This window comes from Nostoc sp. (genome assembly GCF_036917555.1).
GTDB lineage: Bacteria > Cyanobacteriota > Cyanobacteriia > Cyanobacteriales > Nostocaceae > Nostoc.
Genome location: NZ_JBALDD010000053.1, coordinates 37862 through 59932 on the forward strand (window position 1 = coordinate 37862; position 22071 = coordinate 59932).

Below are 22071 nucleotides of genomic sequence, written 5' to 3' on the forward strand. Positions count from 1 at the left end.
CGTGAACGGGCTTTTTTTTTGATAGCTTGTGATTCTTAGGATTGTTCGCCAGCACACTGAGCTGCTTGCAGGTCAGTTGATACCTCAGAGAATGCTTGGATTGGAGCTTTATTTGCGATGTCAAAGGTGCGCACTGGATTCGTCAGCGTTGGAGTTGTTGCTGAGAGCAGCGACAGATTGGAAAAAGTGGATGTACCTGCTTTCTTGGGCTTAAATATGCGATCGCTCATCTCACATCCTCAAGCATATTTTTGAATCAAATTATACAATTTGTTTAGTGGCGTAGTTTACCGCCGCAGGCATCGCTATCGACTTAAGTAGAAATTATTCTATGACAGCAGGTGTTTTGTGTGAGCGAGACTTATAATTCTAGAAAGCTGGGGCGTTCGCTTTTGAAGGTGAATGAATTGGGTTAAGTTAGATTTATCTTATCAAAAGAGAAATTATTATGTCTTCTGCTCAAGATTTAGGAATAATTTTAGAAGACACACCAGAAGATATTATATTTCCTCCTGGTGATTTATACAGTGATGAACCACCTTTGGAAACAGAACTTCACTTGCGGCAAATACTGCTGTTGATTCAGTGTTTGGAATGGTTATGGCAGGAGCATCAAGATTTCTACGCTTGCGGTAACATGACGATTTATTACAGTCTGCGTCAACGCAAGTCTGAGCAATTTAGAGGCCCCGACTTCTTTGTAGTTTTAAATACCCAACGCAAAATACGCAAAAGCTGGGTAGTTTGGGAAGAAGATGGCAAATACCCAAATGTGATTGTAGAGATTCTTTCTGACAAAACAGCCGCTACTGATAGAGGGTTAAAAAAGGAAATCTATCAAGATATTTGGCGGACTCCTGATTATTTTTGGTTTGATCCAGTAAGTTTAGAATTTAAAGGATTTCATTTATTAGATGGCTGTTATCAAGAACTGCAAGCAAATGAAGCAGGTTGGCTATGGAGTCAGCAATTGCAGTTATATTTGGGAGTTTATCAATCCAAGTTGCGCTTTTTCACTCCCGATCGACAACTGACACCCACGCCAGAAGAAGTAGCACACCAAGAACAGCAACAGCCTCAACAAGCCGAGCAGCAACTTGCCCAAATGGAGTCCATGCTTGCTCACTATCGGGAAAGATTTGGTGAATTACCAGAGTAATTTTGTTTGCTATGGTAGTTGACGTAGGTACAGCCTGTCCTAGACATCCCTATGGCGAATCATATTCCCCAAACTGATTCTTTTGCAGTGGACTTTCAGCGCCATCTACCCGCGCCCGGACAATATAAGTTCCTGGTTTTACATTTTTGACCGGAATCGTGATTGCATCAGTGTCTTGGGTAACATTGTGATTCTGCGTCACTTGATAGAGAAAAAGGTTGATTTGGGCACGCTCGTCAACTTCAACTGAAATTCAATTGGGCGGTAGAGCAGTTACAATCACATCACCAACACTAGCAGCGATCGGATCGCTGACTAAACCATTTTCCAGCAGACTTTTAGTACTGCAGTCACTGCGGCTATAGAGAGCATGTTACTCATCCTGATTCCTTATGGCAATAGCACATATTAATCATGTACGCCAGAGTACATTAATAGAATATATTTTGCAAAACTTTAAGTCATGTTGTCACAAAGACTATTAGCACGGCAGACAAAAGTGCATTGTCAACTATTAGTACAGCACGGCATAAATCCACTTACAATCTCAATTGAAAAGACTTGGCAATGCTCAAAATTCCATTATTAAAAGTAGGTAAGTTTCCACTCCAAGCTACCCAACACTAGGACTTTTAAAACATCCTCTTAATTAAGATTTTAAATAATTAAAACTAAAGTGCCTATGACTACTAACCCAGTTCCTAAAATTATCTTCCAGTTTAATGTTTCTCCCAAAAAAATGACTGAAAACAATAAAACTAATACCAAGCTTGATTTATCAATTGGTGCAACAAGGGAAGCTTTTCCTGCTTGTAAGGCTTGGAAGTAAAAAATCCATGATAACCCTGTAGATACTCCAGATAATAATAAGAAAATCATGGTTTTTTGGGATATAGCTAAGATATTAACTACGTTTCCCTGAAAAAATACAATCCCCCAAGCAACTACTAAGATGACAACAGTTCGGATTGCTGTTGCTAAATTAGCATTCACATTTTCTATCCCAATTTTGGCAAAGATAGTTGTCAATGCTGCAAAGCCAGCTGACAATAATGCATATATCCACCATGTTGTGGTGTTGCTTTCCATCTTATCTCCTGATTCACTAGTCAAAATTAGCAGTGTAATTTAAGAAGAGTGTTAAATTGAATTACTTGTCTGTCAAGTTTGACTTGCTAGGTTCGTAGTTTGCGCTTTACCGTTTCACTCTCTTAGTCACTCAGCACTACCGAAGCTGACGATTCTCGTCGAACTTGCGCTAATTACAGGAACAAATTTCAACTGCTATAGGTCTTAAGTTTAAATATTTTATCAAATTTATCGCATTACTTTAAGTTACTAATATGTTAAGCTGAAATAATATAACTACTAGTAGCATATATTACTAATATTCATCTAAGGTATGAAGCAATCATATTTGTAATAATAGTATTATCTCTGAATAAAGTTAACACTGAAAGTAACTAGGATGGGTTGCCTCAGATGAAATCCCCACCTTCTTCAAATTCTTGGAATGGTCGCTTCGTAGGTGATAACCAGCGATACCGTTTAGACAGACGGTTAGGCGGAGGTGGCATGGGAGAAGTTTTCTTAGCAACGGATACCCGTGTCGGTCAGCAGGTAACGTTGAAGTTGCTCAAAGATACGTTAGTGGCATCACTCGAAATGAGAAAGCGTTTTGAGCGGGAGGTGGCAGTTTGTGCTGCTTTGCAAAGCGACCACATTGTTAAGATTAGTGATTGTGGTGTAACCCCGGAAGGTTTTCCATTTTACGTCATGGAATATTTGCGGGGGCAAACCCTTGGGCAATTACTGCTGCGCCAAAAACGGCTGTCTGTTGAGCGGACGGTGAAGATTATGGCGCAAGTTTGTAAGGGTTTACAGCTTGCCCATCAAGGAGTGACTCTCCAGCGGGATGGCGGAAAAACCACTGAACATATTCAGGTAATTCATCGCGACCTGAAACCAGATAATATATTTTTGATGCCGACAGATTTGGGAGAGTGGGTGAAGGTTTTGGATTTTGGTGTTGCCAAAATTCGTAGTGAATCTTCAGAAAATTCTAATATTACAAATATAACTAGTACATTTATCGGTACATTTCGTTACGCACCTCCCGAACAAATCCAAAGCGATCAAAACCTGGACGCTAGAGGTGATATTTACAGCTTAGGGATTATCCTTTATGAAATGCTGAGTGCAGCCGACCCCTTTGGAATCAGCATTAAGGGTAGTCATGTTAGTGAGGCTTCTTGGGTATTAGCTCATGCTTATGAGCCACCAAAACCACTGCGATCGCAACCAGGATGTGAAAATTTACCCGTACAATTAGAAGCGGTGGTGATGAAATGCCTCCAAAAGAACCCAGCTAACCGATTGGCAACGGTAGAAGAACTGAATCAAGCTTTACAAGCTGCTGCAAAATTTGTCACAGATAATACTAGTGTACCCGGACAAATTACTGGGCGATCGCAAGCTTCTTCTAATCAAGGCTCAAATCACGAAACTGTTCCCAGACAATCAAACGACGACACGATTGTGCGTCCTCCATCTGCTTCCAATCAAGGCTCAAATCACGAAACTGTTCCTAGACAATCGAACGACGACACGATTGTGCGTCCTCCATCTGCTTTCAATCAAGGCTCAAATCACGAAACTGTTCCCAGACCATTTAACCCGATTAAGCAAAACCAATCTGAGCAAACCGTTCCTCCCATTCAGGCTGGACAGAACCAAGGTTCAAACCACGAAACCGTTCCCAGACCATTTAACCCAGTTGAGCAAAATCAACGGAGTCCTGTGAATAATCAGAACGCCAGCAAACCTGATGTGACATTATATCAACCACGACCAGGATCTAATCAAGGTGGTCAACAAGTACCACCAGATAAGACGTTGTTTCAGCCGCGACCAGCATCTAATCAAAGTAGACCACCAGTTCCACCAGATAAGACGTTGTTTCAGCCGCGACCAGCATCTAATCAAAGTAAACCACCAGTGCAACCAGATGTGACGTTGTATCAGCCACGACCTGCATCTAATCAAAGCAGACCACAAGCACGAACGGATGATACTATTTACCAACCAAGGTTAAGTGAGCAGCTAACTACGAGAATTAATCCCAATTTTTTGCGAATTCTGGGGGTGGTATTGGCCATTGGGCTGACTTTAGCAGTAGTAACCTATATATATACTCAATCGCAATCTCGTAAACAGCCAAACACCCAGCAAAATTTACCTAACAGCGATCAGCGCATTCAAAACTAATCAGCTAATCAGTTATCAGTAAGTCACCTGAGGGGGTCTACGAAACAATAAGCTTTTCAGCTTTTAGACGACCCTCTCAGTTTACACTTCTTAACAAATTAACTATGTTCATCCCAAACAACGGGAAAGGAATAATCTGAAAACGCCGAGAAATTACGATTTTCGCTGCGCGTTTCTTCATCCAGAACTTTCACAACTTTGTTATAAATGTCTTGTGCTTGTTGCGGAGAATCACCGATGCTGGTTAATCCCATCTTGCCAAACTGTGAAAGGCAACCCATCAGATGAAACACTGTACCAGTTTCTGTACCGCTGTCGAAGTGCAATCTGTGGTGAGCAATAATATCCATTAAATCATTAGGTAATAATCCCTGATAGCGCTCTTTTTGCAGATTATCAGTGGCAATGTAATATTTTGGACGACCTTGTTGACTATAAAATAAACCCGTAGAAAGGTCATAGCGGCCGTTCGTTAATAATTTCAGGGTCATGAATGGATGAGTTGTACCGCCTTTACGTAGGTTAATTTCGATCGCCTGAATATCCCACTCTCCGTTACCCTTGTCAACGGCAATAAAATCTAATCCAAATCGCTCTAAAGTGCCTTTCTCTGCTAATTTTTTGCCGACTTGAAGTCCTAATTGCTGTAATTGCAATCGATATCTTTCATCAGCAGGAAACCGACAACCAAGGTAAATTTGACCGTCTGGGCCTCCAAGAATTTGGTCGTGAGTTGAAAGGATTTCCACTTCGCCCTGGGGTGTGATCCGTCCTTGGACACTGGGCGATCGCTTAATTTCCCCTTCCACAAATGCTTCAGCGATTGCACCTAACTCAGGCATTTTTCCCAAAAAACTATCCCAAGTTTCTTGTTTTGCTTGAAAGCGCATTGTTGATAAGCGATCGCTAATTGCTGCTATCCTTTCAGCATGAGTACCAATGTTTGGCGCTAAATTCTCTATCGGTCTAAGATCCAACAATGCATTCCCCTCTCCAGAAATGCCCTCGTTAAGTTTTACTACTACCCGTTTTAATGTTGGTTGGCGTTCCCACAAATCAACGGTAGCTTCTGCCATATCTGTGTGGTTCCAAACTTTTTCGCTGCCATCTGGATGCGGTATTCCGCTTTCTTTGAAGATTTGCCGACTACCACTTTTTGTCCCCCAAATCTGTAAATCTGGTGCAGCAGCATACAGTGGCACACCTAATTTTAAAGACAATTCGCCTTCCCAGTAGGTAGAGTTGTAGCAGATCATAAATGATTTGTCTAGCCTCAAAGATTGACGAATCCGCTCTAGCAGCCGGGGGCGTTCTAAAATCTTTTGGCTCAGAGGCTTAAGGGAGGAATCGTAAGTAGAAAGTAGCAGTAAGCGATTGCGAGCATGAGAAAAGGGAATTCCTGGCAACAGTTGCAGATAATAATCAATGATACTAGGATGCAGTGGTACTGATGTTACATAAATCAGTCGAGTCTGGGGATTCTGCAACCGAATTAAGGAAAATAGTAATCTTTCTTCATAATGCTCGCAGCCTTCAATTTTTTGGAGTTCGCCCTGGTCGATACTCAGGGAAGGAATAATTAAAATATCTGCTTCACTATTGTCAAATAGTTCACTCGTTTTCCAGCGATCGCGCAGGGTTAATTGTAAGTGCCGAAACTTTTCAACTTGTTCTAACTCAGAAATATTTAATGTTGCCATAAACCCTGCCCTCTAATGATCTCAATGTAGCGCACCACACAGCCTTTTGGAAAATGTATAGTCGCCGTGTCAAGATTCAGGTAGTTTTGTAAAAAATTTCTAGAAGTCCACAAGGATCAATCAAACTTTTAGCTCCCCCTAAAACCCTGACTTCTTTAATTTCTTTTCAGTCTTAAGGTTGAGCTAATTGCAGCTTACTTTACCTCTAGGGGGCGATAAAGTACAGCAATATAATAGTTAATTTGAAGGTAGATGAGAAAGATAAATTACTCATCATATAGACTTGTGTACTTATTCTCATAGTCAGGTGTGAGGATAAATAATCTAAGTTGCGTACAGTTGCTAGGAATAAGTAAATTTGGCAAACATCCAGGATAGAAATGCCTAAAATTGCAAATTGCTAGTGAGAGTCAAAGCAAAAAATAAACCTTGGGTTGAATTTTCGATCCAAGGTTTATTTATGAAATAGGGAATAGGAGAAATGCGAAAGATGGAATCTAACTAATTCTCAATTCCCAATGCCCAATGCCCCATTCAATATACAATTATCAAGGTAAAACAGATGGCTAAATCAAAAGAGCAAAAAGAGAAAAAAGAGCAAAAATTACAACCGCCACAGGAGCAAGAAACACCAGGTGTTGAATCAGAAATGACACCAAAACCCAAAGCAGATGATGCTCAGTATCGGGGTAGTGGTAAGTTACAAGATAAAGTAGCATTGATTACGGGTGCAGATAGTGGGATTGGTCGTGCTGTTGCGATCGCATTTGCAAAAGAAGGTGCAGATGTGGCTATTCTTTACCTTAACGAACACGATGATGCCAAAGAAACAAAACATTTGGTAGAAAAACAAGGGCGTCGTGCAGTAACCATCGCAGGTGATATTGGCAATGAAACTTTTTGTCAGCAAGCCATCCAACAAACAGTTGGTGAATTTGGCAAACTTGATATTCTCATCAACAACGCTGCTGAACAACATCCAAAAGAAAGTATTGAAGAAATCACTGAAGAACAACTAGAGCGAACTTTCCGCACTAATATCTTCTCGATGTTTTTCCTGACTAAAGCTGCACTCAAGCATTTGCAAGCGGGCAGTTCTATCATCAATACCACATCGGTAACAGCTTATAAAGGTAGTCCACAACTATTAGATTACTCCTCTACAAAAGGTGCGATCGTTGCTTTTACTCGCTCCTTATCAAAAAATTTGGTATCAAAAGGAATTCGCGTTAATGCTGTCGCGCCAGGGCCAATTTGGACACCTTTAATTCCCTCAACTTTTCCCGAAGAGAAAGTTGAAACTTTTGGGAAACAAGTACCAATGGAACGAGCTGGACAACCTGAAGAAGTTGCTCCTAGCTACGTATATTTAGCCTCTGATGATAGTTCTTATGTCTCTGGACAAGTGTTACATGTCAATGGTGGAGATGTTGTCAATGGGTAATTAAAATAGTTATGAGTTATGAGTGAAGAGTTAGGAATTAAGAGTTATAAACAATATATTTTAAACTTACAACTTTTAATTTTTAACTCCTAATTCTAAACTTATAACTCTACCCTCATGGTCATCCATTGGAGGGATGATTTAATGTCGAAATATTGATAATCTGTCTAACAGCGTACATTTAATAAATAATAACTACGTCTATGGCATCTCTTACACCACTGCATGGCACAGAATTAGTAGATTGTGCTAGAGCAAATGCCAAACAAGGGATTGAAACCGCTGCTTATCAATGTGGCTATGGTCAAGACCTGAATAAATTTGCCCAAGAACTCAGACAAGCTTGTGAAGAAATGAATTTACAAGTGAAGGAACTCAGCGGATTGATTACTGAGCAGGACTTGATACTGCAATTAGGTACTGGCGAAATTGTTGCTCCAGATACAGAATCAGAATTGTAAAAGTTAAGTTAGTCATTTGTCCTTTGTCTTTTGTCATTTGTAGTGTGTTATTCACTAATGACTCTTTTCATAACTTTAAAATTACCCGCGCCAAATTGAAATAAATCAAAACGCCTACGACATCAACTGCTGTGGTAATAAATGGTGCTGACATTAATGCCGGATCTAAACGCAGATAGCGAAATAGAAATGGCAGTGCTGAACCGGAGATCGAAGCTAAAATAGAAATAGCTACCAAACTAGTGCCTACAGCGATCGCTACTTCTAATCGTCCTTGCAGAAAATAAGCCCAGACAGTAGCGATCGTACCTAACATTCCTCCCAATAATGCCCCAGCGATCGCTTCCCGGCCGATTACCTGCAATGCACCAAGCGATCGGATTTCATCGGTGTTCATCCCGCGAATCACCACTGTGGAAGATTGAGCGCCTACATTACCCCCAGTACCAGTCAACAAGGGGATAAAGGCCGTCAGTGTGACAACTTTTGCTAAAAGATCCTCTTGCGACTTAATAATTGTGCCTGTGACGGTATTGGTTACAAGTAAGACCAATAACCAGACAACTCGCTTCCGAGCAATTTCCAGCAAATTCATTTGAAAATAATTGTCGCCCCCCGACTGCACACCACCACCCAAGGCATAGATATCCTCGGTGGTTTCTTGTTGTAGAATATCAATCACATCATCCACCGTAACAATGCCTACTAAAAGCTGTTCTCGATCCACCACAGGCACAGCCAAAAAATCATATCTTTGGATTAATCTTGCAACTTCTTCTTGGTCTGTATCAGTGTAGACAAACACCACATCACGGGTCATAATTTCGCCAATAATTTGCTCAGGCTGAGACGTTACTAATTCCCGCAACGATACAATCCCCGTTAAGCGTCTTGCTGCATCCATGACATAAAGATAATAAATCATCTCACTGGCATTAGCTAAGTTGCGAATTCGCTCTAGAGCTTGAGATACTGTCAAGTTTTCTTTCAGCGAGATTAACTCTAGCGTCATAATTCGCCCAGCTGTATCAGCTTCATAACCCAATAGTTGGGCTGTAGCTTGACGTTCTGCTGGACTCAGTTGTTCTAGCAAGCGATTGACAACTTTCGCCGGTAATTCATCAAATAACCTAGCTCGGTCATCCGGCGACATTTGATCGACAATATCGCAGACTTCCTGGCTTTTTAGTTCTTCAATTAACCGTTCTTGAACACTGTAGTCGAGATATTCATAAACTTCGATCGCCTCATCCTTAGAAAGCAAGCGAAAAGCCAAAGCGTGCATTGCTTCTGGTAAACCCTCAATCGCCTCGGCGATATCCGCAGGCTGCACGGGTACGAGAATAGATTTTGCTCCCTGCAAGTCTCCTGCTTCCAGGAGCATTTGCAGCTGAGTCCGCACTAAATCTCGCAATTCCCTGCGTGAGAGATTCTGGATGGTAGAGTTTAAATTGTTTGTCTCAGTCAAAGTCCACTTTCCTCAGCCAGTTTGAACAAGGTTGCTGCCCCTAGTCTAGGGGAAAGTGGGATGTGCAACGTCAAACTTGTAATTTTTCTGACTTGGAGTAAATTGAAAACTTTTGTAAATGAACCAAAGAGTAGGGTTTTGGACGCTGACAATTCTTTGCTCGCGGCGTCTCGTTGGCGTAGCCTCTCATGGAGAAACTGTCGCGTAGCGATTCGCAGGATAATCCACCCGCAACAAAGTTACTCAAAAAGTACGATTATTTCTTGATTCCAGCGGATTGTGTTTCCTAGCTTAAATGCATGAATGGTGAGGCTCTTGCAAAAGTTTTTGCTCCACTGATTTTAGGTTATTACTATATTTCTGCTGGTTCTGGTAAAAATACGTAAAGTAATAGTCAAAATGAAGTATAGATAAATATTAATTGTTCAAATCTTTAAATATTAAAATTTTTCTTTACCAAATTTTTATATAGTTAATAAATCTGTAAATAAAACACATTAAATTATCCGGTACTTTGGCAATTTTTATTTAAAAATCATCAAAACTTTTATATTCCTTTAAATAAGGATATATCAATGTGAATATTTAAACAAAGTTCCATAAACAAGATAGACATAACACTGCGATCTATTGTCAAATATGTAGAAGTAAAAGAATACTTAAGTAATCTATGTAAAGTTATTGAATTTGACTAATTACGTATGTACCTGCTTTTCTTGAGCATCGCTTGCCTCAACGAATATGCATCTACACATCAGTGAGATTAGAGGCTCTCAAGAATTCAGAAATTTGTTGAAATAAAACAAAGACTAATATGTTCTTCAACTAGTTATTCATAATTAGCAATTACTAAATATATATATTTATAGGTCAATCAATGATGAGCTTATTAATATATCTATCTCAAGCTTTATGATGCATTCTTTGTTGAAAATATTCATCAATGCAAAACTAATCCTGAAACATTAATTATGGCATCAAATCAAAACTTATCAACATCTGTAAGTCCAGTAATTACTACTAAATCATCTCTAGAAAGTATTGATCAGGGACAAACCAGCATTTCTGCTCGGTCTAGCCTACTCTCTCAAGGAGATGGACTCAAGGCAGAGTATTACGACAACATCGACTTCACCAACCTGAAGGTAACTCGTACAGACCCAACGTTGAACTTTAACTGGCGCGCTAGTTCTCCCGATCCGTCGATTGGTGCAGATACCTTCTCAGCGCGCTGGACAGGTCAGGTAGAAGCCAAGTACAGCGAAACTTACAAGTTCTACACCACTGCTGATGATGGTGTGCGACTGTGGGTGAATGGTCAACAAATCATCAATCAGTTTATCGATCAACCTGCCACCGAATCCACTGGCTCGATCGCATTGGTTGCAGGTCAAAAGTACGATATTAAACTTGAGTACTATGAAAATAAATCCAATGCCGTTTCTCAACTGCGTTGGTCAAGTACCTCTCAGGCGAAGGAAATCATTCCCCAGTCCCAACTGTATAGTAATGTCAGCACACCTAGTAGTGGCAATGGACTTAAAGGAGAGTACTACGACAACATTAACTTCACTAACCTGAAGGTAACTAGCACAGATCCGACGGTGAACTTTAACTGGCGCGCTGATTCTCCCGCTCCGTCGATTGATGCAGATACCTTCTCAGTGCGGTGGACAGGTCAGGTAGAAGCCAAGTACAGTGAAACTTACAAGTTCTACACCACTGCTGATGATGGTGTGCGACTGTGGGTGAATGGTCAACAAATCATCGATAAGTTTATCGATCAACCTGCCACCGAATCCGCTGGCTCGATCGCATTGGTTGCAGGTCAGAAGTACGATATTAAACTTGAGTACTACGAAAATCAAGGCAATGCCGTTTCTCAACTGCGTTGGTCAAGCACCTCTCAGGCCAAAGAAATCATTCCTCAGTCTCAACTTTATTCACCACTTCTTCAGACCACTATCACCTTAGGCTCGTCTTCGATGACTGTGAACGAAGGCAGTGATAGTGTTACCGTTAAAATACTTAGAAGCGGAGATGTAAGTAGTACGTCTTCAATCAAGTATGCGACTATAGCTAATACTGCTACAAAAGGAGTTGACTATGGGAATGAAGGCGTTGAAAGTGCTGGAACACTTATTTTTGCACCGGGACAAAGCAGCACACAGGTGTCCATTCCGATCAATGATGATTCCTCAATAGAAGCAGATGAAACCTTTAATTTTGTCATCGATCAAGCAGAGGGGGCAACACTAGGAGTCCAAAGAACTCTCTCAATTACGATTCAAGACAACGATCGCTCCGGCCTCGATTTCAGTCAGCCAGTAGTTAATGAGGGTGATGGTACTGCTAAGGTGACAGTTACACGGGGCAACGCTTCGGCGGCTGCTAGCGTCAACTACATAACCCAAGATGGGACTGCTAAAGCTGGATCTGACTACCAGACTGTATCTGGAAGCTTGAGTTTTGTAGCTGGACAAACCAGCAACACCATTGTTATCCCCATTCTTAATGACAATGTTGGGGAATCAAATGAAACATTTGCTTTGAAGTTCAGTAACCCAGTTGGAGTGCAGCTAACAAATCAACAGACAAGTATCACTATTATTGATAATGACTCTGGTAACTTTGCTTTAGATACAGTAACTTCTGGTTTGAATCAACCCACAGCTTTTGAATGGACACCTGATGGTAACAGCATGTTCATTGCCCAGAAAAATGGGGTAGTGCGAGTCATGAAAAACGGTACCTTATTATCAACACCATTTACTGATATTCGCGGACAGGTAAATGATACGCGCGATCGCGGTCTATTAGGCATTGCCGTACATCCAGATTTTGGCAAAAGTCCAAACGGCAACAACTATGTTTACCTGTTGTATACCTACGATCCACCAGAAACTAGTGTAAACAATCCCAAGAACAATCCCAATAGCACATTGGACGATCCTGACCAGAATGGAAATCGTACTGCACGGCTAAGTCGCTTTAAGGCTGATCCCAACACTAATTACACTACTGCTATTGCTGGCAGCGAAGTTGTGCTACTCGGCACAAATGGCACTTGGGCGAATATTAACAAGCCAGATGGAAATAGTACAAATGTCTCACTTGGCTATGCACCATCAGGAATTCTTAACAAAGATACTGGTAAGCCGTTTACCAGTTTGCAGGATTATCTTAATAATCTCGATAAAGTCCAAAATATCCAGAATTTTATAGCCAATGATAGTGAATCTCACTCAGTTGGTTCTGTGCGTTTTGGTACTGATGGTTCTCTGTTTGTTAGCTTAGGAGATGGTACTTCCTACAATGGGATAGACCCCCGAGCAATTCGCGTCCAGGATAAGAATAATCTGTCCGGCAAGATTCTGCGGATTGACCCGATTACTGGTCAAGGCTTATCAAGCAATCCTTTCTACAACGGTGACGCCGATAGCAATATTTCCAAAGTTTATGACTTAGGTCTGCGTAATCCCTTCCGTTTCACAATTGATAAGAAGACCAATACCCCCGTAATTGGTGATGTTGGCTTAGGTACTTACGAAGAAGTCAATGTCGGAAAACCAGGGGCTAACTTTGGCTGGCCATTCTATGAAGGTGGCCTTGATGCAAATGGTAATACCATCAGTCTAAAACAACCATCCTACGCTACTTTAGATGCAGCAAAAGCCTTCTATAATAGTGGCTCAACTGTTACAGAACCATTGTACACTTACAAGCATTTTGGTTCTAATTCGATCCTCGTGGGTGACTTTTATACAGGTAATACTTTCCCTTCAATCTATCAAAATGCCTTATTCATTGGTGATTTCAGTCAAGGAACTATCGATGCTTTGATATTAGATAGTCAGGGCAAAGTTGCCTCAGTTAAGCGGTTTGCTTCCCAAGCAGACAGGCCTAATCTAGGACTGCCTACACAAATTACTACTGGCCCTGATGGTAATCTGTATTACGCAAACTTGACTGGAGGCGAGATTGATCGTTTCCGACCTGTTTAGAGATAAATACAGTTTAGAATCAGCAACAAAACCTTGATGTCAAGACGCGATTTTTCGCGTCTTGAAAGACCAATTATCCTTAACCCAAACGTATTGGTTTAGAGATGACATAGAAATTATCAGTTATCAGCGAACAGTTATCCGACCGTTCGCTGATTTTGCTTAAGATAACTTTGTCAGAAATCCCAACAATTTTTTGGTATTTGATGTTAAGAGGGTTCGACGATAAGCATCAGCTGCTTTTTTAATAGCTTCGGCTTGAGTGGGATAAGGATGAATTACACTGCTTAACTTGCTCAAACCAATCTTATTCACCATTGCCGTAGTCACTTCTGAAATCATCTCACCCGCGTGACTGGCGACAATAGTTGCACCGATAATTTCATCAGACCCTTTTTTATGGTGGATTTTGAGAAATCCTAACTCTTCACCATCTGCGATCGCTCGATCTACACTACTAAAAGGTATGTTGATTGTCGTCACTTCAATACCCAATTTCTGCGCCTCATGTTCGGATAACCCTACGTGGGCAATTTCTGGGTCAGTATAAGTTACCCACGGCATTACCAAACTACTAAGTTTGGTGCGTCCCAAGCCAAAGGGAGAAAACAGGGTATTCTTAATTACAATCCGTGCTGCTGCATCAGCTGCATGGGTAAACTTCCAGTTCATGCAGATATCGCCAGCTGCATAAATTTTGGGATTGGTCGTCTGGAGATAATCATTTACCTTCACGCCTTGGTGCTTGTCGTATTCCACCCCCACTGATTCTAAATTCAAACCTTCCACATTTGGCGATCGCCCCGCACCGACTAAAATTTCATCGACTGTCACCGAATCTCGATGACCATTGGTGGAAAAATAAAGCCGTTTCCCCTGGGTGACAGTTACCACTTCTTCCAACTTGGAATTGAGTACTACGCGAATTCCTTCGTTAATCAAAACCTTTTGGAGAATATTAGCGGCTTCAGCGTCTTCTTTGTTCAGGAGATGAGAACCGCTATGGAAAAGCACTACCTCACAACCCAAACGTCGGAAAGCCTGCGCTAATTCGCAACCAATGGGGCCGCCACCAATCACCGCCAAATGTTCCGGTCGTTGAATCAGCGAAAAAACCGTCTCATTAGTTAGATAACCCGCCTGTTCAATTCCCGGAATCGACAGTTGTGCAGGTCTTGTGCCAGTTGCAATCACAGCTTTTTTAAACTTGAGGGTTTTGTCGCCAACTTCGACGGTATTTTTACTTGCAAATCGACCGCTACCCAAAAAGACATCGACACCCAAGTTTTGAAACCGTTCCGCCGAGTCATTATGGCTGATATCAGCCCTGATTCGCCGCATCCTGGCCATAACTTTGGAAAAATCAACATCAATATTATGTTGGGGAATATTAACTCCCAAACCTTTAGCATCCCAGATTTCGCCAACGACGCGGGCAGACCGAATAATCGTTTTAGATGGTACGCAACCAACATTTAAGCAATCTCCACCCATGAGATGCTTTTCAATCAACGCTACCTTTAAACCCAAATCTAGTCCCGCAGCACCCGCCGCCACGACTAATCCCGCCGTACCAGCACCAATTACTACCAAGTCGTAAACATCGGCGGGTTGAGGATTAACCCAATTTGGCGGATGGACGGAAGACACCAACTTTTGATTATACTCATCCATTGGGCGAACTGTGACTATCTCTAAATCTGAATTGGTCATTGGCAAAACCTCTTTTAAAATTAAGAATCCCGATTAATTTAGGCGGCTCAGTCTTTTATTTTTTATGGTTGTTTAATAAGGAATACAGCCTTTGAATTGTTTTGTCCGTTTGGGAATTGACAGATACGATTGAAGCTTTTCTATATAAACGTTTGATCAATCAATAATTTACAGCAATTTGCAGTTTAATAGACCACAGTAAGGCCATATATCTGTCCCCCCTTACAATTCCTCTTCTAAAGCTTTGCGTGCAATCCGGGTTATATAAACTGTAACGGCGACTGTCGCAAACAAACCTAAAATGCGAATTGCCCATTGTAAAGTCGGGTTGGTAGGTTGAGCCTCAGTGCCAATCATCGCCAGATTACCTGCAAGGGAACCAATATAAACATACATGATGGTTCCAGGAATCATGCCTAGAGAGCCGATGAAGTAATCTTGAAGTAAAACTCCCGTGATGCCAAAGGCATAGTTGAGCAAATTGAAAGGAAATATCGGGGACAGTCGCGTTAACAGGACAATTTTTAATCCTTCTTTACCTACCACTTGGTCAATGGCGGCAAATTTTTTGTTATCTGCGATTTTACCAGCAACCCAACCCCTTGCTAAATAACGTCCAACCAGAAAAGCAGCAGTAGCGCCAAGGGTTGCACCGATAAACACGTAGAGAGAACCCCAAACTGCGCCAAAAATTACACCAGATCCCAAGGTGAGAATAGAACCTGGGAAAAAAGCAACAGTAGCGATAATATAAAGAGCAATAAAAGCTATGGCTCCCAGCGCACCCAGGCTATCAATCCACTGCAAGGCTTCGCGTAAAATTGCTTGGGGATTGAAAGAATTTGAATTTGCCGATTCTTGTGCCAAAACCGGGTCTGTGTTTAATGAGAAACTGCCCGCCAATATTAGTAATATTAATACACTGAGACTAAAAAACTCCTGCAAGTTTCTGGCATCAATACTTTTAAATATCTGAATGATTATTAGTTTTTTCATGGGTTGTGATTTCTTCTATTGCCATACTTTGAGTTAATGCTTTCTGAGCAATTTTTGTGATATACACAGTTACAGCAACGGTAGCAATCAATCCAACTACTCGCATTATCCATTGCCAGACTTGAGTTTCTGGAGTAATTGGTTGATGAGAGGTGTTAATCATGGCAAGATTACCAGCTAAAGAACCAATATAAACGTACATTACAGTACCGGGAATAATGCCGAAAGAACCTAATATATAGTCTTTGAGAGAAACCTGTGTTATCCCAAAAGCATAATTTAATAAATTGAAGGGAAAGATAGGTGAGAGACGAGTTAGCAAAACAATTTTCCATCCTTCTTTAGCAACTGCTAAATCAATCGCTTTAAATTTAGGATGTTTTTCCATTTGTCGAGAAACCCAATCGCGCGACAGGTAGCGTCCAATGAGAAAAGCCAAGGTTGCTCCGATTGTTGCAGCAATTAGCACATATATTGAACCCCAAAATACTCCAAACAGACAACCACCTTTGAGAGTTAGGAGAGAACCCGGTATAAACAGTAATGTTGCCAAGTTGTAAATAACTATGTAGGCAATAGGCCCTGAAGCACCAAGACTGTGAACCCAAATGACTAAGGTTTGTAAAAGTCCCTGAAAGTTTAACTGTTTAGCAGCAATTATGAGAGTGACAATCAGGCAACTTAGGAGTAATAGTTTGAGTTTGGAATTTAATAAACGCTTGTTCATTTTTATAAGTTTCACCCTCAGAAGCTCGATGTTGACCTTCTGAAGCTCGATGTTGACCTTCTGAAGCTCGATGTTGACCTTCTGAAGCTCATTGTTGACCTTCTAAGGCTTGATGTTGACCTTCTGAAGCTCAACTTTGAAACTTATACCAATTACAATTAATGATTGCAACACATCCTTGGGTGAAGACGCGATGAATCGCGTCTCTACAAATGGTCTATTTGTCGCATTCTTTTTTCCAATTGGTATTACACGTCGAATCTAATGCCACTAAGATATACTAACTACATGAGAAACAGCTTAAAGCCTCTTAAATTTTTCTCGGCGATACCAGCTACAAATTCGCTCAGGTGAAACGCCGAGCAAATAAGCAATAATTACTATTTGATTAAGTAAGGTAGTTTTCAATACTCCCTTTTGCAACCATCTACGAGCTGAGGTGACAACTGGTGTGGGAATAATTACAACGCGTCCGATGCGTTTTAAACGACGCATGAGTTCAAAGTCTTCCATGATGGGCAATTCGGGAAAACTGCCTATTTGCTGAAATACTTCCTTTGTTAAAAAAATTGCTTGGTCGCCATAGGGCATTTGATAAAAATGCGATCGCACATTTACCCCCCACTCTACCCATCGTAAACTTAAAAGTGACGCATCAATCCGCAACTTAAATGCACCAGCCACAGTCCCAGGTTGTTGTAGCGCTGTGCAAATCATTTCATCAAACGCAGCAGGTAAACGAGTGTCTGCATGGAGAAATAGCAGAATCTCACCGCTAGCCGCTATAGCACCCGCGTTCATTTGCACAGCACGACCGGGAAATGATGAGATAACTTTGACATTTAAAGACTGAGCGATCGCTACAGTATCATCACTAGAGCCACCATCGACTACAATGACTTCTATATTTAGATTGGCTTGAGTAGTAGCAATGGCTTTTTTAATATTCCCCGCTTCATTAATAGCCGGAATAATAATCGAAATTTTGGCTGCGTCAATACTCTCACTCATGATTGCTGAGTTTTCTTTTCCGGTTGGTCAGGAAATGAACACTCTACCGTTACCTTAAGATTACTTTCAGCCGTGCCTTTAGTTACGTAAGGTATACCTGCTTCACCGCCAACTTTGATGCCAAATTCTAGAGTGACTTTATCAATATTAGCAACAGGGATTTTCTTAAAAGCATTAAGTGAATAAACAGTGTAAGCCCGAATTGTACCTTCAATTGCTTGGAAATTTTGCACTATCTGTTTTTGTGCAGCATCAGCATCCCATCCCTTATCAATTAGTGCTTCTTCTTCTCCCTCTGGAGAAACTTCGGTAATGACTGGCAAAGCATCTACATTATCTGTGGCTTCAATGTAAATAATCGTGCCATCTTCTAACTGAATAGGTGTGAGTTGAGTCATGGGATAAATCTCGCCTAAAAGAATTGCGTGTAGGGTAGCCCATCTGTGCTAACCTACAAATTTTTACGGAAAATGCGGTAAATTTCTTGTAGAAGCTGGAAATAATTCGGCACAACTATCATAGGGCTTTGCAGGATGAGTCGAGACGCTTTGGTGGTGGGAATTAATACGTATGACCGCTTAAAGAGTTTCAACGCACCAGCTGCCGATGGTGAAGCGATCGCTCAAATCTTACAACAATATGGGGAATTTCGGGTAACGCGGCTACCAGCAGTCAAAGACAAGGAAAATGAGACAATTCGCATTGGTAAGCAAACTAAAGTTAGTTTAACTCAGTTAGAAAGAGCGATCGTCCAATTATTTAAGCCAGATGGGAAGCCACCAGACACAGCGCTACTCTATTTTTCCGGTCATGGATTGCGGAAAAATCTAGGGATTCAGGAAGGTTATTTAGCGACGAGTGAAGTTAACCCCGATGCGGGTAATTGGGGATTATCTCTACAATGGCTGCGACGACTGCTGCAAGAAAGTGAAGTAAGACAACAAATTGTGATTTTGGATTGCTGCTATAGCGGAGAGGTGCTAAATTTTGCAGAGGCAGATCCAGGCGATCGGGGTAAAGGGAGAGACAGGTGTTTTATTGCGGCTTCTCGTGATTTTGAAGTCGCTTTTGAAGATATTAACAGCCAACACAGCGTACTAACTGCTGCACTGCTGAAAGGTTTGGAACCAAAACAAGACCGTTGGGTGAGTAACTACACTTTAGTAGACTTGCTCAATCAAGAACATCACCCCTTCCCCCAGCGTCCCATTTTTGCTAACTCTGGTGAAGCAATTAATCTCACCCGCAAATGGAATTCCTCTCCTGTTAACTCCACAGTACAGATATCAGCTATTTGTCCTTACAAAGGATTGTCTTATTTTGATTGCACAGAAGCAGATGCCAACTTATTTTATGGCAGAACAGCGTTAACCGACGAATTATTAGAAAAAGTGCGCTCTGGTAACTTCCTCGCTGTGTTGGGAGCATCAGGAAGTGGTAAGTCTAGTGTTGTGAGAGCGGGTTTACTTTATCAATTAAAGTTAGGACGCAGGTTATCAGGTAGCGATACTTGGCAGTTTAAAATATTTCGACCAGGGATTAACCCCTTACAAAATTTAGCACTGGCATTTGTAGAATCAGAATTATCAGATATTGAACGCGCGTCACAATTAGCAAAAGCTGAAGAATTAATTGCCAAAGGCGCAGTTGGTTTAGGACAGTTGATTACTGCTGCACAAACTCAGCGCATAGTGCTAGTGGTAGATCAGTTTGAGGAAGCTTTTACTCAATGTCAAGACATTACAAAGCGACAGCAGTTTTTTGCATGTTTACTAGGTGCTTTGCAACGGAATGACAATAAACTCTGCCTAATAATCACAATGCGGGCTGATTTTTTTGGCAAATGTCTCGAACAAGAGTATGGCGGACTAGCTAAGAAAATTCAAGAGCATTTAGTAACAGTAACACCGATGATTCGGGAGGAATTAGAAACAGCAATTATCAAACCTGCTGAACAGGTGAACTTAGCAGTAGAACCGGAATTAGTTTCTCAAATGATTGCAGATGTAGAAAATTCGCCAGGAAGTTTACCGTTGTTGCAGTACACGCTGACAGAACTATGGCAGCAAAGAACTGAAGAACGGTTAACCTTGACTACCTATAGCAAACTAGGTGGAGTCAGGGGAACCCTGCAAACACGCGCTACAGAAGTTTATGAGTCATTATCACTTGAGGAACAGCAAGCAACAAAGCGGATTTTTTTAGAATTGACGCAGTTAGGAGAAGGAACAGAAGATACTCGTAGACAGGTTGTGCAGCGAGATTTAGTTAGTTCGCAGTATTCAGAAGTTGTGATTAATAAAGTAATTCAACGGTTAGCTGATGAGAAGGTAGTTGTCACCAGTACCTTATCTAATCAAATTGCTGTGGTAGATGTGGCACATGAAGCACTGATTCGCCATTGGTTGCTATTACGCAAATGGATTGAGGAAAGTCGGGATATACTGCGACAAAAGCGGAAAATTGAAGCGGCGGCGGCTGAATGGCGGGATAGAGGGAAGGTGAAAGATTACCTGTTTCAGGGGAAACGCTTGACAGATGCAAAGATTTTTCAAAAAGAACAAGCTGAAAGTTTAAGATTATCCAACCAGGCTGAAGAGTTTATTCAAGCAAGTAGCAGACAAAAGCGGAATGATAGCTTGCAGTTTATTGGTTTTTCTTTAATTCTTCCATTAATTTTCCTTATATATGTGACTCCAGGAGTTATAAAACAGATTGAGATAAATCTACTTTGGCAGACTCTCGATACTGTTAAGGGTAAAGAGTATAGTCAGGCAAGAATTCAAGCACTTGAAAAACTAGTCCAAGCTGGTGAGAGTTTAGCTAATAAAAATTTCAGCGGTACCAACCTCAGGGGTGCCAACCTCATCGGTGCCAACCTCATCGGTGCCAACCTCAGCAGTGCCAACTTTAGTAATGCCAACCTCAGTAATGCCAACCTCAGCGGTGCCATCCTCATTAATGCCAACCTCAGCGTTGCCGACCTCAGTAATGTCAACCTCAGTAATGTCAACCTCATCGGTGCCGACCTCAGCGCTGCCGACCTCAGCGGTGCCAACTTCAGCTATGCCATCCTCGGTAATGCCGACCTCAGCTATGCCGACCTCAGCTATGCCAACTTCAGAAGTGCCTACCTTAGCAATGCCAAAAATTTTACTCCTGAACAAGTTAAATCTGCTGATGGTTGGGAGAAGGCAAAATATGACGAGGATTTTCGTGCCAAGCTCGGTTTACCACCAGAACCAACTAAATGAATACTTTGGATTGCGTTTTCATTTTTACCCAATCCTGCGATGCAACTTTCGGCAAACTTTTTCTACATCATTAATCGACTAAAAGTAGTTGTTTTGCAATCTTTTTTGCGTCTATGAGTAAAACCAAAAGATTTATTTGTCAAAGCGAGTAAAGCTCACAAGACTTAGAGATTGCATCGCTCGCAATGAGTTTTTATAATTAAGCGATCACACCAAACAAAGACAAACCCTGCATCTAGTCTGAAAAAATGGTGTTACATAGCACTCGCTCTTTTCAAGATTGCTTTGCTGGCAATGAGTTTTTATAATTAAGCGATCGCCTGAAGTGACTCCTGTCAACCCTGAAGCCACTTCCGCCAACCCTGAAGTCACTCCCGCCAACCCTGAAGCCACTTCCGTCAACCCTGAAGTCACTCCCGCCAACTCTGAAGTCACTCCCGTCAACCCTGAAGCCACTCCCGCAAACCCTGAAGTCACTCCCACAAACTCTGAAGCTACTTCTGTCAACCCTGAAGTCACTCCTGTTAACCCTGAAGCCACTTTTGCCAACTTTGAAGTCACTCCTGTTAACCCTGAAGCCACTTTTGCCAACTCTGCATCTAATCTGAAAAAATGGCATCAAAGAGCGATCGCAGCAAATAAAAACCAACCCTGATGTCAAAAGTAAACCCGTTAGTCCTCCAAAAGTAATAATAGTAGTGTTTGCAATAACTAATATCATATTTAACCTGAGTTACCCTTAAATCAATGGGGACAAATGAGCTGTGAAAATAATCAAACACAGGCGGTTAAACTATATCAAAAAGTATTGCTTTCATCAAAATGGTTAACCGTTTACTGATGACTATTAACTGATAACTGTCAACC

The 22071-nt window shown here is 41.4% G+C and carries 17 protein-coding genes; 8 read left to right on the forward strand and 9 right to left on the reverse strand.

Annotated features, from left to right (window positions below):
• Nucleotides 1-117 precede the first annotated feature (117 nt).
• Both V7K60_RS20525 and V7K60_RS20530 read left to right on the forward strand, forming a co-directional pair.
• Nucleotides 118-255, forward strand: coding sequence for a hypothetical protein (locus V7K60_RS20525; RefSeq protein WP_334927812.1), 138 nt, complete (start codon nt 118-120; stop codon nt 253-255).
• 193 nt (nt 256-448) lie between these two features.
• Nucleotides 449-1159 (forward strand): Uma2 family endonuclease, encoded by a 711-nt coding sequence (locus V7K60_RS20530; protein WP_334927814.1) that lies wholly within the window; start codon nt 449-451, stop codon nt 1157-1159.
• Between the two features lie 49 nt (nt 1160-1208).
• Here V7K60_RS20530 and V7K60_RS20535 read toward each other — a convergent pair whose 3' ends face one another.
• Together V7K60_RS20535 and V7K60_RS20540 are read right to left on the reverse strand one after the other, a co-directional pair.
• Nucleotides 1209-1361, reverse strand: a complete 153-nt coding sequence (locus tag V7K60_RS20535) for a hypothetical protein (protein WP_334927816.1) — start codon at nt 1359-1361, stop codon at nt 1209-1211.
• A 455-nt stretch (nt 1362-1816) separates the two neighbouring features.
• A complete protein-coding gene (locus V7K60_RS20540; protein ID WP_334824509.1) occupies nt 1817-2248 on the reverse strand; it encodes an EamA family transporter in 432 nt (143 codons plus the stop codon).
• Between the two features lie 393 nt (nt 2249-2641).
• Here V7K60_RS20540 and V7K60_RS20545 point away from each other — a divergent pair, with 393 nt between their 5' ends.
• The gene (locus V7K60_RS20545; protein ID WP_334927818.1) at nt 2642-4426 is read left to right on the forward strand and encodes a serine/threonine protein kinase; all 1785 of its coding nucleotides are present in this window, start codon (nt 2642-2644) and stop codon (nt 4424-4426) included.
• Between the two features lie 98 nt (nt 4427-4524).
• Here the strand turns inward: V7K60_RS20545 and V7K60_RS20550 are convergent, their stop codons facing one another.
• Nucleotides 4525-6126, reverse strand: a complete 1602-nt coding sequence (locus V7K60_RS20550) for a peptide ligase PGM1-related protein (RefSeq protein ID WP_334927820.1) — start codon at nt 6124-6126, stop codon at nt 4525-4527.
• Nucleotides 6127-6688: 562 nt separating this feature from the next.
• Here V7K60_RS20550 and V7K60_RS20555 point away from each other — a divergent pair.
• Together V7K60_RS20555 and V7K60_RS20560 are read left to right on the forward strand one after the other, a co-directional pair.
• A complete protein-coding gene (locus V7K60_RS20555; protein ID WP_334927822.1) occupies nt 6689-7570 on the forward strand; it encodes an SDR family oxidoreductase in 882 nt (293 codons plus the stop codon).
• A 203-nt stretch (nt 7571-7773) separates the two neighbouring features.
• On the forward strand, nt 7774-8031 hold the full coding sequence (locus tag V7K60_RS20560) for a hypothetical protein (protein ID WP_292731336.1): 258 nt from the start codon (nt 7774-7776) through the stop codon (nt 8029-8031).
• Between the two features lie 67 nt (nt 8032-8098).
• On the opposite strand, the gene mgtE is transcribed toward V7K60_RS20560, so the two are convergent.
• Nucleotides 8099-9499, reverse strand: coding sequence for a magnesium transporter (gene mgtE / locus V7K60_RS20565; RefSeq protein ID WP_334927824.1), 1401 nt, complete (start codon nt 9497-9499; stop codon nt 8099-8101).
• A gap of 971 nt (nt 9500-10470) precedes the next feature.
• Here mgtE and V7K60_RS20570 point away from each other — a divergent pair.
• Nucleotides 10471-13503 carry a PA14 domain-containing protein gene (locus tag V7K60_RS20570; protein WP_334927826.1) on the forward strand — a complete coding sequence of 1011 codons (3033 nt, stop codon included), beginning with the start codon at nt 10471-10473 and terminating at the stop codon, nt 13501-13503.
• Between the two features lie 162 nt (nt 13504-13665).
• Here V7K60_RS20570 and V7K60_RS20575 read toward each other — a convergent pair whose 3' ends face one another.
• The 5 genes from V7K60_RS20575 to V7K60_RS20595 form a co-directional block, all read right to left on the reverse strand.
• Nucleotides 13666-15216, reverse strand: coding sequence for a mercuric reductase (locus V7K60_RS20575; RefSeq protein ID WP_334927828.1), 1551 nt, complete (start codon nt 15214-15216; stop codon nt 13666-13668).
• 222 nt (nt 15217-15438) lie between these two features.
• On the reverse strand, nt 15439-16212 hold the full coding sequence (locus V7K60_RS20580) for a TVP38/TMEM64 family protein (RefSeq protein ID WP_334927830.1): 774 nt from the start codon (nt 16210-16212) through the stop codon (nt 15439-15441).
• The gene (locus V7K60_RS20585; RefSeq protein WP_334927832.1) at nt 16181-16939 is read right to left on the reverse strand and encodes a TVP38/TMEM64 family protein; all 759 of its coding nucleotides are present in this window, start codon (nt 16937-16939) and stop codon (nt 16181-16183) included. Before V7K60_RS20585 ends, V7K60_RS20580 begins: the two co-directional genes overlap by 32 nt.
• 300 nt (nt 16940-17239) lie before the next feature.
• Entirely contained in the window at nt 17240-17950 is a 711-nt protein-coding gene (locus V7K60_RS20590; protein WP_334927834.1) for a TIGR04283 family arsenosugar biosynthesis glycosyltransferase, read from the reverse strand.
• Nucleotides 17947-18348 carry a CU044_2847 family protein gene (locus V7K60_RS20595; protein ID WP_334927836.1) on the reverse strand — a complete coding sequence of 134 codons (402 nt, stop codon included), beginning with the start codon at nt 18346-18348 and terminating at the stop codon, nt 17947-17949. The genes V7K60_RS20590 and V7K60_RS20595 overlap by 4 nt, the downstream gene beginning before the upstream one ends.
• Before the next feature lie 135 nt (nt 18349-18483).
• Between V7K60_RS20595 and V7K60_RS20600 the strand changes: the two genes are divergently transcribed.
• Both V7K60_RS20600 and V7K60_RS20605 read left to right on the forward strand, forming a co-directional pair.
• Nucleotides 18484-21204, forward strand: coding sequence for an nSTAND1 domain-containing NTPase (locus tag V7K60_RS20600; RefSeq protein ID WP_334927838.1), 2721 nt, complete (start codon nt 18484-18486; stop codon nt 21202-21204).
• A 325-nt stretch (nt 21205-21529) separates the two neighbouring features.
• A complete protein-coding gene (locus tag V7K60_RS20605; protein WP_334927840.1) occupies nt 21530-21859 on the forward strand; it encodes a hypothetical protein in 330 nt (109 codons plus the stop codon).
• Nucleotides 21860-22071 lie beyond the last annotated feature (212 nt).

Coding starts and splice junctions, on each gene's coding strand:
- V7K60_RS20525 (WP_334927812.1), top strand. CDS start 118: ATGTCAAAGGTGCGCACTGGATTCGTCAGCGTTGGAGTTGTTGCTGAG.
- V7K60_RS20530 (WP_334927814.1), top strand. CDS start 449: ATGTCTTCTGCTCAAGATTTAGGAATAATTTTAGAAGACACACCAGAA.
- V7K60_RS20540 (WP_334824509.1), bottom strand. CDS start 2,248: ATGGAAAGCAACACCACAACATGGTGGATATATGCATTATTGTCAGCT.
- V7K60_RS20545 (WP_334927818.1), top strand. CDS start 2,642: ATGAAATCCCCACCTTCTTCAAATTCTTGGAATGGTCGCTTCGTAGGT.
- V7K60_RS20550 (WP_334927820.1), bottom strand. CDS start 6,126: ATGGCAACATTAAATATTTCTGAGTTAGAACAAGTTGAAAAGTTTCGG.
- V7K60_RS20555 (WP_334927822.1), top strand. CDS start 6,689: ATGGCTAAATCAAAAGAGCAAAAAGAGAAAAAAGAGCAAAAATTACAA.
- V7K60_RS20560 (WP_292731336.1), top strand. CDS start 7,774: ATGGCATCTCTTACACCACTGCATGGCACAGAATTAGTAGATTGTGCT.
- V7K60_RS20570 (WP_334927826.1), top strand. CDS start 10,471: ATGGCATCAAATCAAAACTTATCAACATCTGTAAGTCCAGTAATTACT.
- V7K60_RS20575 (WP_334927828.1), bottom strand. CDS start 15,216: ATGACCAATTCAGATTTAGAGATAGTCACAGTTCGCCCAATGGATGAG.
- V7K60_RS20580 (WP_334927830.1), bottom strand. CDS start 16,212: ATGAAAAAACTAATAATCATTCAGATATTTAAAAGTATTGATGCCAGA.
- V7K60_RS20585 (WP_334927832.1), bottom strand. CDS start 16,939: ATGAACAAGCGTTTATTAAATTCCAAACTCAAACTATTACTCCTAAGT.
- V7K60_RS20590 (WP_334927834.1), bottom strand. CDS start 17,950: ATGAGTGAGAGTATTGACGCAGCCAAAATTTCGATTATTATTCCGGCT.
- V7K60_RS20595 (WP_334927836.1), bottom strand. CDS start 18,348: ATGACTCAACTCACACCTATTCAGTTAGAAGATGGCACGATTATTTAC.
- V7K60_RS20600 (WP_334927838.1), top strand. CDS start 18,484: ATGAGTCGAGACGCTTTGGTGGTGGGAATTAATACGTATGACCGCTTA.